General features: G+C 70.9%; 10 protein-coding genes and 1 pseudogene. 6 read left to right on the top strand and 5 right to left on the bottom strand.

Annotation, left to right across the window (positions count from 1 at the left end; translation table 11 throughout):
* Positions 1–66: 66 nt before the first annotated feature.
* Complete coding sequence (gene ndhC, locus CYJ26_RS03835) at positions 67–426, bottom strand: NADH-quinone oxidoreductase subunit A (RefSeq protein ID WP_006548973.1); 360 nt, start codon at positions 424–426, stop codon at positions 67–69.
* A 288-nt stretch (positions 427–714) separates the two neighbouring features.
* Here ndhC and CYJ26_RS03840 point away from each other — a divergent pair, with 288 nt between their 5' ends.
* Positions 715–1,431 carry a demethylmenaquinone methyltransferase gene (locus CYJ26_RS03840; RefSeq protein WP_006548972.1) on the top strand — a complete coding sequence of 239 codons (717 nt, stop codon included), beginning with the start codon at positions 715–717 and terminating at the stop codon, positions 1,429–1,431.
* 1 nt (position 1,432) lies between these two features.
* The gene (locus CYJ26_RS03845; protein ID WP_081944984.1) at positions 1,433–2,872 is read left to right on the top strand and encodes an isochorismate synthase; all 1,440 of its coding nucleotides are present in this window, start codon (positions 1,433–1,435) and stop codon (positions 2,870–2,872) included.
* Here the strand turns inward: CYJ26_RS03845 and CYJ26_RS03850 are convergent.
* The 4 genes from CYJ26_RS03850 to argF all read right to left on the bottom strand — a co-directional run bounded on the left by CYJ26_RS03850 (position 2,869) and on the right by argF (position 8,761).
* Positions 2,869–4,656 (bottom strand): trypsin-like peptidase domain-containing protein, encoded by a 1,788-nt coding sequence (locus CYJ26_RS03850; RefSeq protein ID WP_229083505.1) that lies wholly within the window; start codon positions 4,654–4,656, stop codon positions 2,869–2,871. The genes CYJ26_RS03845 and CYJ26_RS03850 overlap by 4 nt on opposite strands.
* Before the next feature lie 95 nt (positions 4,657–4,751).
* Positions 4,752–6,605, bottom strand: coding sequence for a 2-succinyl-5-enolpyruvyl-6-hydroxy-3-cyclohexene-1-carboxylic-acid synthase (menD, locus tag CYJ26_RS03855; protein WP_101637978.1), 1,854 nt, complete (start codon positions 6,603–6,605; stop codon positions 4,752–4,754).
* Complete coding sequence (locus tag CYJ26_RS03860) at positions 6,602–7,717, bottom strand: o-succinylbenzoate synthase (RefSeq protein ID WP_024035459.1); 1,116 nt, start codon at positions 7,715–7,717, stop codon at positions 6,602–6,604. Before CYJ26_RS03860 ends, menD begins: the two co-directional genes overlap by 4 nt.
* 48 nt (positions 7,718–7,765) lie before the next feature.
* Positions 7,766–8,761, bottom strand: coding sequence for an ornithine carbamoyltransferase (argF, locus tag CYJ26_RS03865; RefSeq protein ID WP_034236865.1), 996 nt, complete (start codon positions 8,759–8,761; stop codon positions 7,766–7,768).
* Between the two features lie 287 nt (positions 8,762–9,048).
* Between argF and CYJ26_RS03870 the strand changes: the two genes are divergently transcribed.
* The 4 genes and pseudogenes from CYJ26_RS03870 to CYJ26_RS03885 all read left to right on the top strand — a co-directional run bounded on the left by CYJ26_RS03870 (position 9,049) and on the right by CYJ26_RS03885 (position 15,167).
* Complete coding sequence (locus tag CYJ26_RS03870; RefSeq protein ID WP_244902013.1) at positions 9,049–10,347, top strand: ROK family transcriptional regulator; 1,299 nt, start codon at positions 9,049–9,051, stop codon at positions 10,345–10,347.
* A 766-nt stretch (positions 10,348–11,113) separates the two neighbouring features.
* Positions 11,114–13,315, top strand: a complete 2,202-nt coding sequence (gene gnpA / locus CYJ26_RS03875) for a 1,3-beta-galactosyl-N-acetylhexosamine phosphorylase (RefSeq protein WP_006548964.1) — start codon at positions 11,114–11,116, stop codon at positions 13,313–13,315.
* Positions 13,316–13,353: 38 nt separating this feature from the next.
* A pseudogene (locus CYJ26_RS03880) lies at positions 13,354–13,677 on the top strand (carbohydrate ABC transporter permease); the annotation flags it as partial.
* A gap of 53 nt (positions 13,678–13,730) precedes the next feature.
* Entirely contained in the window at positions 13,731–15,167 is a 1,437-nt protein-coding gene (locus CYJ26_RS03885) for a phosphohexomutase domain-containing protein (protein ID WP_006548962.1), read from the top strand.
* Positions 15,168–15,190 lie beyond the last annotated feature (23 nt).

Below are 15,190 nucleotides of genomic sequence, written 5' to 3' on the forward strand. Positions count from 1 at the left end.
CTTGTACTCAGTCTTGTCCATGCTGCTTTCTGCCTTTGCTCGTACTGGTGGGGTCGCGGACCGGGCTCAGTCCCAGTCCAGCCCGCCGCGACGCCACTCCAGGACGTAGGGCACGGTGATGAGGGCGATGAAGACCAGGGCCGCGCTCAGGCCGAAGAAGCCGAGCTGGTGGAAGGCCGTGGCCCAGGGGTAGAGGAAGACGACCTCGACGTCGAAGATGATGAAGGTCATGCCAACCAGGTAGAAGGCGATGGGGAAGCGACCGGACTCCGTGTTGGAGGGCGTGGGGTCGATGCCGCACTCGTAGTTGGCGGTCTTGACCTTGTTCTTCCGGTTCGGGCTCACGATGGCGGACAGGGCGAGACCGCCGACGGCCACGACGAGCGCGACCGCCGCCATGATGAGGAGCGAGACGAAGGGGTTCATGCTTCGGACACCATCCCTTGGGAGAGCTGGTTGACGACCGCCCAGGACAGAGCGGACCTCGCCCGACTCTACTCACGCCGTCAGCCACTTCGAACCAGGGCCGGAGCGCTCCAGCCTTTCGGCGCGATGACGCCAGCCACCCACTCCCGCCGAGGTCAGCGGCCACAGGAAGGACCCTGGCATTTAGGCATAGTTTCCGTCACGAAATATCTCTCCTGTCTCCTGGCTCTCAGCCGACCGGCCCCTCCGTGACGTCGCAGCCGGGTCCCGGGCTGTCATGATGGGGTCATGAGCAGAGCCACCCTGGCCAAGGACCCCAGCGAGGTCGCCGGCATGTTCGACGCCGTCGCGCGCCGTTATGACCTGACCAATGACGTCATGAGCCTGTGGCAGGTGCGGATGTGGCGAGCCGTCACGCGCGCCGCCGTCGACGCCAGGCCAGGGACCAGGGTCCTTGACCTGGCGGCCGGAACCGGCACCTCCTCAGCCGAGTACGCGCGCGAGGGCGCCCAGGTCGTGGCCTGCGACTTCTCCACCGGCATGGTCGCTGAGGGCAAGCGCCGCCACCCCGAGATCACCTTCGTGGCCGGGGACGCCATGGCGCTGCCCTTCGCGGACGCCACCTTCGACGTCGTCACCATCTCCTACGGCCTGCGCAACGTCCAGGACACCGCCCTCGCCCTGCGCGAGATGGCGCGCGTGACCCGTCCTGGCGGCCGCCTGGTCATCGCTGAGTTCTCCACGCCCACGTGGGCGCCCTTCCGGGACCTGTACCGCTTCTACCTGGGCACGGCCCTACCGGCGGCCGGCCGCCTGGTCTCCTCCAACACCGAGGCCTACAGCTACCTCGGGGAGTCCATCCTCGCCTGGCCGGACCAGCAGACCCTGGCCGCCCTCATCCAGGACTGCGGCTGGAGCGAGGTGGGCTACAAGAACCTCTCGGGCGGGATCGTCGCCGTCCACCGGGCCACGCGCCCCGCCCAGGCGCCGGCCCCGAGGCCCTGAGATGCCCCAGCCCTGGCTCGAGGCCGCGCAGGTCCTTGACGGCTCAGCCGCTGCGCCGCACCTGAGCGTGCGGACCACGCCTCTAGCCCCCCGAGATGCCGCGCGCCTGGGCCTGGCCGCCACCGTGCCGCCCGCCCCCTCCGGTCAGGGCCCGCTCACCGCGGCGCCCCCCTCCCCCGCGCCCGACGCCCTGCTGCGCCTGGCCACCGGCCGCGAGGACGTCACCTCCTGGGTCCGTCACGGCCGCGGGCTCGTGGGCCTGGGCCGCACGCTGGAGCTGCGCGCCCGTGGCGCCAGCCGCATCGAGCAGATGCGAGCCGCCTGGCGCCAGGTGGTCTACGCCTCGTGGTGGTCCGACCCGCTCGTGCGGCCTGGCACCGGGCCTGTCGCCCTGGGCACGCTCACCTTCTCACCCGGCTCTGGCCAGGACTGCGTCCTGCTGGTCCCCCGCCTCCTCATCGGGTTGGACGACGACGGGGCCTGGCTGACCACCGCCGTCCTGCGGGGCGAGGAGCACCCTGACCCCGCTGAGGTCGTCGAGGAGCTCATCGCCGCCGCAGCCACCGCCCCATCTCAGGAGACGTCCGCCCAGGGCGCCCGCGCCGTCGTCGAGCCCGGCAGCCACGACCGCGACAGCTACCTCGACTGCCTGTCACGCGTGCAGGCGCGGATGCGCTCGGGTGAGGTGGCCAAGGTCGTCATCGCCCGCGACCTGCTGGTGCGCCCCGCAACCAGCCTGGGAACTCCTGAGCTGCTCGGGCGACTGGCCCAGGCCTATCCCTCATGCTGGACCTTCGCCGTGGACGGCATGGTGGGTGCCAGCCCTGAGCTGCTCGTGCGGCTGTCCGGGCGGCGCCTGACCTCCCGGGTCCTGGCGGGGACGGCGCGCCGCCACGCCACCGAGCCGGGCGCCCGCGAGCGCGAGGCCGCTCGTCTGGCGGCGTGGCTGGAGGGCTCACAGAAGAACAACCGGGAGCACGCCCTGGCCAGGGCCTCCGCCCTCAAGGCGCTGGAGCCCTTGTGCTCGGTGGTCCAGGCCCCACCTCGCCACGTCATCACGCTGCCCAATGTCCTGCACCTGGCCTCGGACGTCACCGGGGTGGTAGCCGGGGACACCGGTGCCCTGTCCCTGGTGGGCGCGCTGCACCCGACCGCAGCCGTCGGCGGCACCCCCACGCCGGCCGCGCTGGCGGTGATCGAGGCTGAGGAAGGCATGGACCGCGGCCGCTACGCCGGCCCGGTGGGCTGGGTGGACTGGCACGGCGAAGGCGAGTGGTGCATCGCCCTACGCTCGGGCCAGCTCTCCGGCGCCCCGGCCGGCCCCCAGGCCCCGGTGCGGGTCTTCGGAGGGGGCGGGATCATGCCCGACTCCGAGCCGGGCGACGAGCTGGCCGAGACCGAGGCGAAGATGCGCCCCATGCTCGCCGCCCTGGGCGCTTAGGAGTCCTCGCGCTCAGCCAGTGTCGCCTCGACCTGCTGCTCCTGGCCGGCCCGCACGATCGTGAGGGTGACGGTGTCCCCGGCCGAGTACTGACGCACGAATCCGGTCAGCGCCGCGGCCTGGCTCGTGGCCTTGCCGTCGATGGCGGTGATGAGGTCGCCCTCCTTCAGCCCTGCCTTCTCCGCCGGCGAGCCGGACTCGACCGAGCCGACCTGGGCGCCTGCGCGCGTGACGTCCCCGACCTGGGCCGCGCCGTCGCCGATCGAGACTCCCAGGTAGGCGTGAGTGGCCTTGCCGGACTCGATGAGCTGGTTGGCGACCTTGGTAGCGAGGTTGCCCGGGATGGCGAAGCCCAGTCCGATCGAGCCCGAGCTCTCAGAGACCTGGGCGATCGAGCTGGTGATGCCGATGACCTTGCCCGTCTCATCGAAGAGCGGGCCACCGGAGTTGCCCGGGTTGATCGCGGCGTCAATCTGGATGGCGTTGGTGTAGGTCTGCGAGGTCGTGGTGGTCTGCGGGCGCAGGAACTGCTCCAGCCCCTCCGGCAGCCCCGAGGACCCCTCGGACTGGGTCGGGGAGTCGTCGGACTCCTCCTGGGTGGTGACCACAGGACGGTTGACCGCCGAGACGATGCCGGTGGTCACGGTCGAGGACAGGCCGAGCGGGTTGCCGATCGCCATGACGTCCTGGCCGGTGACCACCTGGTCGGAGTCACCGAACTGTGCCACGGTGAGGTCCGAGGGGGCGTCGGTGAGCTTGATGACGGCCAGGTCCGTGGCCGGGTCGGTTCCGGTCAGCTCGGCGGCGTAGATCCGGCCGTCAGCCAACGTCACCTGGATCTGCGAGGCGCCCGCCACGACGTGGTTGTTCGTCACCACGTGCCCCTCGGAGTCGTAGATGACGCCGGAGCCCACGGCGGTGCCGGAGGCAGTCTTGACGGTGATCGAGACCACCGAGTTGGCTACGGCGTTGGTCACGGCCTCCCAGTCAGGTGCCGTCCCGGTCGAGGAGACGGTCTTGGTGGTCGAGCCGGTCGCCACGGACATCGGCGCCGAGGCCGTGGGAGAGCCGGAGGAGCCTGCGTAGTGCATGACGGCGGCGGTGCCTCCCGAGGCCAGCAGCGCCGCAGCCAGGGTCGCGGCGATGACGCCGCCCCAGCCCGGGCCACGACGGCGCCCACGCCGTCTGCCACTGGGCTGGGCGTGGGCGAAGGCGGTCTCGCCGTCGCCGCCGTCGCCTCCGGCTCCCCCGCCGTAGGGGGCGGTGGCGTAGACGCTGTCGGCAGCCGTGGCGGTGGCCGCGTAGCCGCCGGCCGAGGCCGCCTGGTAGCCCCCGGCCGCAGGAGCCGAGGTGGCTGAGGCGGCAAGGAAGGGAGACGGCGTGGAGGCCGCGGCCTGCGGGACCCCCGTGGTCTCAGCCGGCGCAGGCTCGGGCGTGGAGACGCTGGGGTAGGTGTACTGCGGCGTCGTGCCGGAGGCGTTGGGCGTGCCGGCGCCATAGCCTCCGTTCCATGAGCCGGCGGCCGAGGTCGGTCGGGTGAAGGAGTAGCCGGCCGGCGTCGCAGGAACCGAGGTGTAGGGGCTCATCGGCCGGGTCGGGGCCCCGGCCTGGGAGCCTGTGGCCGCTGCGGGAGCGGAGCCCGCGACGGGAGGCTGCGAGGTCGGCGCCGTGCCCAGGTCCTGGGTCGGCTGCGAGGCCGCGGCCGGTGCCTGCGGCTGGGTGGTCCCAGAGTCAGAGCCTCCAGGCTGAGACTGGCCAGCACCGGTGAGGTCGTTCGTGCTCATGAATCCTCCTTGGACGCACACCCTTCAACAAACGGCTTCAGCCAACACCCTCGTTCTGGAATGTGTCCGATGCTCTTCTGGAAGTTTTCTGTGAACTAGGCGCTGCGGAGGTAGACCACGCTGAGGCCGCGCACGCCCTGATCCAGGAGCCCGCGCAGCTCCTCCAACGTGGAGACCTCATGCACCCGAGCCCCCAGGGCCGCGGCCAGCGCCGGGATCCGCGCCGCCTGCGGCGTGGTGAAGAAACGCTCCATCTGGTCCGCAGGCGTGACCGCCGGGTACTCCAGGGTGGAGAAGATCGCCCCTCCGCGTGAGTCGAGGACCACCACCTGAAGGTCTGGCTCCTCCTCGCCCGCCCCGCGGCCCAGGCTCATCGCGTCGTGCAGGAAGGTCAGGTCCCCCACCAGCGCCCGCACCGGCTCACGCCAGGCGTGCCACACACCGGTCGCCGTCGCGAGCGTGCCGTCGATCCCTGCCAGCCCCCGGTTGGCCAGAGCCCGCGGCGCGGTGGCCGGGGCCGGCGCAGCCCAGCGGTCCAGCAGCCGGATGGACATGGACGAGCCGACGACCAGGCGGGGCACGGCGCCCTGCCCGGCGTCGCCGTCCTCGCCACCCCGCGGCAGACAGGACTCCCACACGGCCAGGGCAGCAGTCTCGGCGCTCAGCGTGCGCCGGTCACCTGGCACCGGCAGGCAGGCCACCGCCTCGTGCCACTGCGCCGACCACTGCGGCGGGGCAGGGCGCAGGCCGAGCCCGTGGGCCAGGCCCTGCGCCCCGGCCACCTCCAGCGGCCCGACGCCGGCCTGGGTCGGGCTCACCCAGGCCGCGGTCCCGGCCACGTCGCTCCAGCGCGCTGTCGAGGTCACGACGTCGACCGGCAGGTCCTGGCGGGCCAGCAGCGCACTGACCGGTCGGCTCAGGCTCGGGTGGCCCGCGACGACGACGTGCTGGGCCTGCGCCGCGAGCGCGGTGCCCTCAGGGCTGGCCAGCAGCTCGGCGTAGCGGGTCAGCGCCTGCCGGCCCCCGCGTGCACCGGAGGTGGGTTCAGCCAGCAAGGGCCAGCCGAGGTACTCGGCGAGCTCACGGGCGCGCGGTCCCACGCCATCGACGCTGTCTCCGGCTACGACCAGGCCCCGCTCGGTGGCCCCGTCCCCCTCCTGGCTCCGGCGTGCCGGTCGGGGCTGGTAGCCGCCGGTCCTGCGGGCCTGGGAGGACGGGGGCTTCGCGCTCGTCCCGCCCCACCGGCGGCTATCCTTACCCTCCGCCACAGCCGCCACGGCCGCCCGCAGGTAGTCGCAGGCCGCGCCGTCGTCCTCGGCCGGTAACGCCAGCGGCGGGCGGAAGCGGATATTGACCTGCGCCGGACCGGGGTCATTGGTCAGCCACCCGCGCGCGGCCTCGACGGCGCGGCGCAGCTGTCCACCAATGGCCGCTGCCCCACGCTCCTGGCCCAGGTCCGCGCTCAGGTCCGCGGGCAGGTCGACGACGGTGCGCACCGCGCGGCCGAAGATGCCGGTCTGCTCGGTGGTCTGGTTGGCCCCGGTGCCAACGAGCTCGTGAGGCCGGTCGGCGGAGATGACGAGCATGGGGACCCCGGCCGCGTCCGCCTCAGCCACGGCGGGGTGCAGGTTGGCGACGGCGGTGCCGGAGGTCGTGATGACGGCAGCCGGTCGACGCCAGTCATCCACCAGAGCGGCGCGGGCGATACCGAGCGCCACGAAGCCGGCGCTGCGCTCATCGACGACCACGCGCACGCGGACGAGCCCTGCCTGCTCGGCAGCAGCCAGGACCGGGACAAAGGGCGCGCTGCGCGAGCCTGGGGCCAGGACGACGTCATGCACGCCCAGCCGGATGAGGCTGAGGACCACCTGGAGCGCGGCGTGGACCGAGGCAGGCAGGGGCGCCGCGCTGCGGTCCGCGGCCGCCTGGGCCGGTCGCTGAGGCCTCACAGGGCCAGCCCCGCCACGGCTGTGGCCGGGTCCCGGCTCTCCTGGGCCCTGCGTGCGGCCAGGGCCCCCAGCATGTGGACCAGCCGCGCCTGCCAGCGCGAGGCCAGCTCGTCGTCAGCCATCGAGGCCGACAGCATGGTCTGGGAGACGTGGGCCGCTCGCACCGCCAGCTCGCCGCGGCGCGGGACCAGGGCGGGCACAGCAAGGTCGGACTCGAACAGGCTCACGGTGCCCAGCCCGCAGGCGCCGGCCAGCTCGGGCAGGGCGGAGGCCAGCCGCAGCCCCGCCGCGATGCCGATGGAGGTGTCTAGGGCCGAGGAGACGACGGCGGGCAGGCCCAGCCGCTCGGTCAGCGCCAGGGCACGGCGTACCCCGCCCAGCGGGGCGACCTTGACGATCGCGACATCGGCGGCCTCCAGCCTGGCCACGGCCAGCGGGTCCTCGGACAGGCGCACGGACTCGTCGGCAGCGATCGGGACGCTGACGGCCCTGCGCAACCGGGCCAGGTCCTCCACGTCCGCGCAGGGCTGCTCGGCATACTGCAGTCCCCCGGCGGCCTTGTTCATCACCGGCAAGGTGGCGCGGGCGGTCTCCAGGTCCCAGGCGGCGTTGACGTCGATGCGCACCTGTCCCTGCGCGCCCAGGGCCGCACGGACCGCCGCCAGGCGCTCCAGGTCCTCCGCGACGCCGTCGGCCGTGCCACTGACCTTGACCTTGGCGGTGGTGGCCGCCGACTGGGCCACGAGCTCGTAGGCCTGCTCAGCGGCCACAAGCGGGACAGTGACGTTGACCGGGACGCTCCTGCGGTGGGTCTCCAGGTCTGCCAGCCCGCTGACGGCCTGCTCCAGCCCGCTGGCCAGCCAGGGGGCGCTGGCTGCGGCGTCGTAGTTCCAGAAGGGTGCGACCTCTCCCCACCCGGCCGGCCCGTGCAGGGCGATGCCGTCGCGGCGCACGATGCCGCGGAAGGAGGTCCGCATCGGCAGGTCCCACACGACGACGCGGTCGATCCCCTCCAGCAGGCCGGTCGGGTCGGCACGGCGCAGCAGGTCGAGATCGAGCTCGCCGGCCGTACGCGCAGTCGCGTCAGCGCTGGGGAAGATCTGGCTCGTCATACCAGCCAGGATAGCCGCAGGCCCGGTCAGCGGCCGGGCTGGCCTGGCCTAGTCGCCCAGGGTGGCCACCATGACGGCCTTGATGGTGTGCATCCGGTTCTCGGCCTGGTCGAAGACGATCGAGCGCTCGGACTCGAAGACCTCCTCAGTCACCTCGACCCCGTCCATGCCGGTGGCCTGGTAGATCTCCTCACCGATGGCGGTCTGGCGGTTGTGGTAGGCGGGCAGGCAGTGCATGAAGCGGGCCTGGGGGCCGGCCAGCTCCATGAGGGAGGCGTTCACCTGGTAGTCGCGCAGCATGGCGATCCGCTCGTCCCACACCTCCTTGGGCTCGCCCATGGAGACCCAGATGTCGGTGTGGACAAAGTCGACGCCGGCCACGCCCTGCGGTACCGACTCCGTCACCGTGATCCGCGCACCAGTGCGCTCGGCCACCTGGTGGGCCTGGGCGATGCACTCCTCATCCGGCCACAGGGCCCGGGGGGCGACGATGCGCACGTCCGCACCGATCATGGCGCCGTTGACCAGCAGGGAGCGGCCCATGTTGAAGCGCGCGTCACCCACGTAGGCGTAGGAGATCTCGCCGGTGGGCTTGCCCGCGTGCTCGAGCATCGTCAGGCTGTCGCACAGCATCTGGGTGGGGTGCCACTGGTCCGTCAGGCCGTTCCACACCGGCACGCCGGATAGCTCTGCGAGCTGGACGACCTTGGCCTGCTCGTCCCCGCGGTACTCGATCCCGTCAAACATCCTGCCGAGCACCCGGGCGGTGTCCGCCACGGACTCCTTGTGCCCCATCTGGGAACCGGAGGGGTCGAGGTAGGTCGTCGAGGCGCCCTGGTCGGCCGCACCGACCTCGAAGGAGCAACGGGTGCGGGTGGAGGTCTTCTCAAAGACCAGGGCGATGTTGCGCCCGCGCAGGCGCTGGGTCTCGCGCCCGGCCTTCTTCTCCGCCTTGAGCTGGGCCGCCAGCTGGATGAAGGTCATCCACTCCTCGGGGGAGAAGTCGAGCTCGCGGAGGAAGGACCTCCCCTTCAGCCCGGCCAGGACGGTGGGGTCAGGTGCCGGCAGGCAGGCTGTGGGGCTGGCAGAGGTACTGGTCACGGGCGACCCTTTCAGTGGTGGGCTACAGCGCGTCGGAGGAACCGGCGGCTGACGACGCGTCCGGTACGAGCACCGGACGGTCCCTGGATCCAGTATGGCCCACGGCACCGGTGCGAGACAGGCTAGGGTGTGCCACGTCGTCGAGCCCCAGGCCGCGGTGGGCACAGGTGCCCGCCACCGCCGTCGTGAGACCACCCCTGCCCCGGTACCGTCAGCAGGAAGGAGCAAGCGTGCCAGTGGTCGGACGGACCCCGGTCGACGCTCTTGCTGCGCCCGGGTTCCCTGCAGCCTCCGGAGCCGGCGGCCCCAAGGCGCACGCAGACGTGCGTATCTCCAACATGTCCCTCATCCTGCGACACCTGCAGGCCGGGCCGCCGTGCTCGCGCACGGAGCTGGTCCGCCAGACCGGGCTGTCCAAGGCCACGGTCTCCACGCTCGTCGCCGAGCTGTGCGCACGGGGGCTGGTCAGCGAGGGCGCTCCAGACATGTCAGGCAACGTCGGTCGCCCCAGCACCGCGCTGCAGATCGCGGCGCAGGCGGTGGCCGGGGTGGGCGCCGAGATCGGCATCGACTCCCTGCTGCTGACCGTAGTGGACCTGGCAGGACGGGTCGTGACCCAGGAGTCCTGCCTTATTGCGGACCCCGCTCGCTCCTTTACCGCCGTCATCGACCAGCTCTCCGCCCTGCTGACGGCACAGCTGGAGAAGCTGCGCAGCCAGGGTGTGGCGGTGCTGGAGGTCGTCGTCGCGCAGACCGGCGCCCTGGACTACACCAGCGGCACCGTACGCTTCTCCTCCTCGCTCGGCTGGCACGACGCCCCGCTGCTGGAGGCCCTGCGCTCCGCTCTGGCGCGCGACCTTCCCGAGGACGCCGCCCTGCCGGAGCTGGCGATGGAGAACGATGCCAAGCTCGCGGCCCTGGCCGCCTACGGCGACTACGCCCGCAAGGGCGTGCGGCACCTGCTCTACCTCTCAGGCGGAGAGGGCGTGGGTGCGGGCATCATCGCTGACGGCCACCTGCTGCGCGGCTGGTACGGATCGACCGGCGAGGTTGGGCATATGCCGGTTGAGACGGACGGGCAGGTGTGCCGCTGCGGCCGGCGCGGGTGCTGGGAGACTCTCATCGGCCTGCACTCACTGACCGCGATCTACCCGCCGCAGGACCCGGTCCATGACGATGCCCGCTCCCTGGTGTCGCGTATCGCCATGCTGCGCGAGCGCTTTGACGCCGGGGACCAGGTCCTGATCGAGCGGCTGGCCCAGGCGCAGCACGACCTGGAGCGCGGCCTGGCGATCCTGGTTGACGTCCTCAACCCTCAGGTCATTGTCCTGTCAGGTTGGCTCGCCGCTTTCGATGACGTCCTCCTCGCCCCGACGGCCGCGTCGCTGGAAGCACGGCGCCTGGACGATCGTCCCGCGGTTCACCTCCTTGCCTCCCGGCTGGGCCCCTGGGCCCCGTCACTGGGAGCTGCCTTGGTCTCGCTCGAACCGGTCCTAGCCGATCCGACCGTCCTCCAGCCCCAGGACTGAGCCAGCCCAGGCCGCGTGCCAGGAGCGCCGGGGCGCGCCTCGCCGTCGTGCCCCCAACTTGCCCAAGGTCGTCGGTTCAGGCCGGCAACAGTCGGTTCGGGGCTCTCAACTTGCCCAAGGTCGTCGGTTCAGGCCGGCAACAGTCGGTTCGGTTGTGGCAAGCATGGGAATCGACGGTTAAGCACCTAAAGCGACAGATTGGAGCGGCCAGCCAGGCGAACCCAGGCCATCGGTTTAGGCCCCAAACAGTCAGTTTCGAGGTTCCGACACAACCCAGACCATCCGCCCCGGCGCTGATGAGCTCCACACTCACCCCCACTCCCATCGCTTCAGGCCCTCAACAGTCGGTTCGGTTGTGGCGAGCATGGGGATCGACGGTTAAGCACCTAAAGCGACGGATTGGAGGGGCCAGCCAGACGGACCCAGGCCATCGGTTTAGGCCCCAAACAGTCGATTCGGTTGTGGCAAGCATGGGAATCGACGGTTAAGCACCTAAAGCGACGGATTGGAGGGGCCAGCCAGACGGACCCAGGCCATCGGTTTAGGCCCCAAACAGTCGATTCGGTTGTGGCAAGCATGGGAATCGACGGTTAAGCACCTAAAGCGACGGATTGGAGGGGCCAGCCAGGTGGGCGTGGCCGGCTGAGGACCTCAACCGACCCAACAACCAAGCGGACACAGGCGAATTTGTCCTCCCCACTAGCGCGAGACGCGATCATGCTGTAGTTTGTTCGTAGTTCGAAATATTCAGCCCGAAGGAGTGCTGATGGCCCCTCAGGCCCTTGGACGCGACGACGCAGCCGGCGCCGGTCGCCTCACCCTCCCCATCCAGACCGGCATGGACGCCCAGGTGCGCGAGCTCATGGAGCGCCTGGGCGCGGACGCTGTGCGTAACTCGGACGGTACCGAGCTGCCCGAACTGGTCCACGAACTGGCCGCCAAGGTCTACTCCACCTACTTCGTCGGACGTGGGGACAACGCCTGGGCTGACGCCCACCCGGACGAGGCCACGCGGATCTTCCTGTCCTCTGACCGCGTGGTCGCCACCGACGAGAGCCCGCTGGCCATTGACCTGACCGCCTCCTGGTTCGCCGAGCAGGTCCGCCCGGACGTCACCTGTGACACCGCCCGCTGGTGGCAGGCCTACGACCGTACCGTCGGTGAGCCCCTGTCCCCCGCCGCCTGGCGCCTGGAGGAGGACGGCCACACGGTCACGGTCCTGGAGCCGCAGGCCGGCCACGCCTACACGGTCAGCTACCTGGCCACCCAGACCTGGGACCCCACCCAGATGTACAACTACCTCACCAACGGCTGGGACCAAGACCCCACGCGCGTGAAGGAGAAGCCCTTCGACGTGCGGCACGAGGCCACTTGGGCGCACGTGCGCGCCCACCTCGACGGCTGGCTCCGGGACCACCCCGAGGTCGACGTCGTCCGCTTCACCACCTTCTTCTACCACTTCACCCTCGTCTACGGCCCGGACGCCAAGGAACGCTTCGTCGACTGGTTCGGCTACTCCGCCTCGGTCTCGGTGCCGGCACTGGAGGCCTTCGAGGCCGAGTACGGCTACCGGCTCACCCCCGAGGACTTCGTCGACGCCGGCTACTACAACTCCCCCTTCCGCGTTCCGACCCGCGCCTTCCGCGACTGGATCAGCTTCCAGCACCGCTTCGTCACCTCCCGCGTGCGCGAGCTGACCGACGCCGTCCACGCCGCCGGCAAGGAGGCGATGATGTTCCTGGGGGACAACTGGATCGGCACCGAGCCCTACGGCGAGCACTTCGCCGACGCCGGCCTGGACGCCGTCGTGGGCTCCGTGGGCTCGGGCGCGACCTGCCGCATGATCGCCGACATCCCCCACGTGCGCTACACCGAGGGCCGCTTCCTGCCCTACTTCTTCCCCGACGTCTTCCACCCGGATGGGGACCCGGTGGCCGAGGCCAACGAGTCCTGGCTCCAGGCACGCCGCGCGATCGTGCGCTCCCCACTGGACCGCATCGGTTACGGCGGCTACCTGTCCCTGGCGGTGGAGCACCCTGACTTCATCGACCGCGTGGAGGAGATCGTCGCGCAGTTCCGCTCGCTGCACACCTGCAGCGGCGGCCAGCGCCCGCTCGCGGCTCCCTTCAAGGTTGCCGTCATCAGCTCCTGGGGCCGCCTGCGCTCGTGGATGACCCACATGGTGGCCCACGCCCTGTGGTATCGCCAGACCTACTCCTACATCGGCGTGCTGGAGGCGTTGTCCGGCCTGCCGCTGGAGGTCAGCTTCCTGTCCTTCGACGACCTGCGCGAGGGCGTGCCCAGCGACGTCGCCGTCCTCATCAACGCCGGAGGTACAGGCACGGCCTTCTCCGGCGGGCGCGAGTGGGACGACCCGGCCCTGGTCGAGGCCGTCAACGCCTTCATCGCCCGCGGCGGCGGCTTCATCGGCGTGGGCGCCCCCTCCGATCACCCCCGCGACGGCGTCACCTTCCAGCTGGCTGACGCGCTGGGCGTGGACCGCGAGACCGGCTGGGGCCTGAGCACCAACCGGCCCCTGGAGGTCCAGCCGGACCACTTCATCACCGCAGACCTCACCGCCAGCTTCGACGACGGCGAAGGCACCCCCGACGTCGTCGTCACCGGGCACCGTACCCAGGTCCTCGACGCCGCCGACGGCCAGGTCCGCCTGGCAGCCAGCCACTTCGGGGCCGGCCGCACCGTCTACGCCACCGGCCTGCCCTACAACGCGGACAACTCCCGGTTGCTGCACCGCGCCATCTTCTGGGCTGCCGGGGCGGAGTCGGACTTCGAGCGTTGGGCCGCCGTCGACCCGCGCGTCGAGGTCGCCACCTACCCAGGAGGACAGCTCCTGGCCTTCAATAACACCCTGGAGCCGGTGACCACCCAGGTCCACACGCCCAGGGGTCCGCGCACCATCCACCTAGAGGCAGGAGGTCAGCAGTGGCTTCTCGGCGACGACGCCTGAGATCCCGCCACCCACTACCCATCGGCCGGGCCGGGCACGCCGCCCGCATCGACGGCGCCGGCGAGTTCCGCATCTTCTTCACCATGGTGCTGCCCATCCTGGCGCCGGCCATGGTGACCATCTTCCTGTTCATCTTCGTGGCGACCTGGAACAACTTCCTGCTGCCGCTGATGATGGTGACCAACAACGTCGCCCTCAAGCCCGTCACCCTGGGCCTGTACGGCATGATGTCCTACTTTGACCCGACCTACGGCGCCGTCCTCCAGGGAGCGCTGCTCGGGGTCCTGCCGCTGGTGATCCTCTTCCTCATCCTCCAGCGCTACTGGAAGGCCGGCCTGACCGCCGGCGCCGTCAAGGGCTGAGCACCACCCAGCCTCCTAGTTGCACACCCTCCCACCTGCCACAGAAGGTAGTCATGATCCACTTCGGAACCGGCGGCTGGCGAGCCGTCATCGGCGACGAGTTCACCCGCGCCAACGTCCGTCTCCTGGCTCAGGGCCTGGCCAACCGCATCCTGGCCGAGACCTCCCCCGGCGCCCGGCCCGGCCGCGTCGTCATCGGTTACGACCGACGCTTCCTCTCCGACACCGCCGCCTGGTGGGCCACCGAGGTCCTGGCAGGCAACGGCGTGCCGGTCACCGTCATCGACCGTCCCACCCCCACCCCCACCACGATGTGGACCGTGGGCAACCTGGGGGCCGCCTACGGCATGGCCGTCACCGCCTCCCACAACCCCGCCCTGTACAACGGCATCAAGGTCTTCCTGCCCGGGGGCCGTGACGCGGACCTGGAGTTCACTGAGTCCCTCACCCAGCAGGTCAACGCCCTGGGCGAGGAGGACGTCAAGGCCCTGGAGCCCCACGAGGTCCGCGGCAGCGAGCTGGTGACCATCCAGCACTCCATCAACTGGTACCTGGACGCCATCCTGGACAAGCTCGACGTCGAGACGATCCGTCACGCCCACCTCCACCTCGTCCTGGACCCCATGTTCGGCGTGGCCCAGACCAGCCTGCAGACGATCCTGCTCACGGCCCGCTGCCAGGTTGACGTCATCAACGAGCGCCATGACCCGCTCTTCGGCGGCCGCATGCCTTCGCCGGCTAAGGGGACCCTGGCGGCCCTCCAGCACGCCGTCGTCGAGCGCGGGGCGGACCTGGGCATCGCTACCGACGGCGACGCAGACCGGCTGGGGATCATCGATGACGAGGGGCACTACCTCACCCCCAACCAGGTCCTGGTCCTCCTCTACGACTACCTGCTCACCCGCAAGGGCTGGAGCGGCCCGGCGGTGCGCAATATGTCCACCACCCACCTGCTGGACCGCGTGGCCAAGGCTCACGGCCAGGTCTGCTACGAGGTGCCGGTGGGCTTTAAGTGGATCAGCGCCAAGATGGCCGAGACTGACGCCGTCATCGGCGGCGAGTCCTCGGGCGGCCTGACCGTGCGCGGCCACATCCCAGGCAAGGACGGCGTCTACGCAGGCTCCCTGCTCGTGGAGGCGGTGGCGGCCTCCGGCAAGAAGCTCTCCGAGCTCTACGCCGACCTGGTCTCCCGCTACGGCGAGCTGGTCATGGTCGAGGAGGCTTACGGCTTCACCGCCACCCGCCGCGCTGAGCTCACGGAGCAGATCTTCACCCATCACGACCTGCCGGACTTTACGGCCCTGGGTCTGCAGACCGACCACGTCAGCTGGGCCGACGGTTGCAAGGTGTACTTCAAGGGCGATGGCTGGGTGACGATCCGCTTCTCCGGCACCGAGCCCCTGCTGCGCGTCTTCGCCGAGATGCCCGACGGCGAGCTGGCGCAGCGCACGGCCGACGCCGTCGCCTCCCACTACGGGCTCGGCCAGTAGCCCCCCCAACTCAGGAGATTCCC

The organism is Actinomyces urogenitalis, assembly GCF_002861525.1.
GTDB classification, from domain to species: domain Bacteria; phylum Actinomycetota; class Actinomycetes; order Actinomycetales; family Actinomycetaceae; genus Actinomyces; species Actinomyces urogenitalis.

Coding starts and splice junctions, on each gene's coding strand:
- ndhC (WP_006548973.1), bottom strand. CDS start 426: ATGAACCCCTTCGTCTCGCTCCTCATCATGGCGGCGGTCGCGCTCGTC.
- CYJ26_RS03845 (WP_081944984.1), top strand. CDS start 1,433: ATGCCCCAGCCCTGGCTCGAGGCCGCGCAGGTCCTTGACGGCTCAGCC.
- CYJ26_RS03840 (WP_006548972.1), top strand. CDS start 715: ATGAGCAGAGCCACCCTGGCCAAGGACCCCAGCGAGGTCGCCGGCATG.
- gnpA (WP_006548964.1), top strand. CDS start 11,114: ATGGCCCCTCAGGCCCTTGGACGCGACGACGCAGCCGGCGCCGGTCGC.
- CYJ26_RS03850 (WP_229083505.1), bottom strand. CDS start 4,656: ATGAGCACGAACGACCTCACCGGTGCTGGCCAGTCTCAGCCTGGAGGC.
- CYJ26_RS03885 (WP_006548962.1), top strand. CDS start 13,731: ATGATCCACTTCGGAACCGGCGGCTGGCGAGCCGTCATCGGCGACGAG.
- CYJ26_RS03860 (WP_024035459.1), bottom strand. CDS start 7,717: ATGACGAGCCAGATCTTCCCCAGCGCTGACGCGACTGCGCGTACGGCC.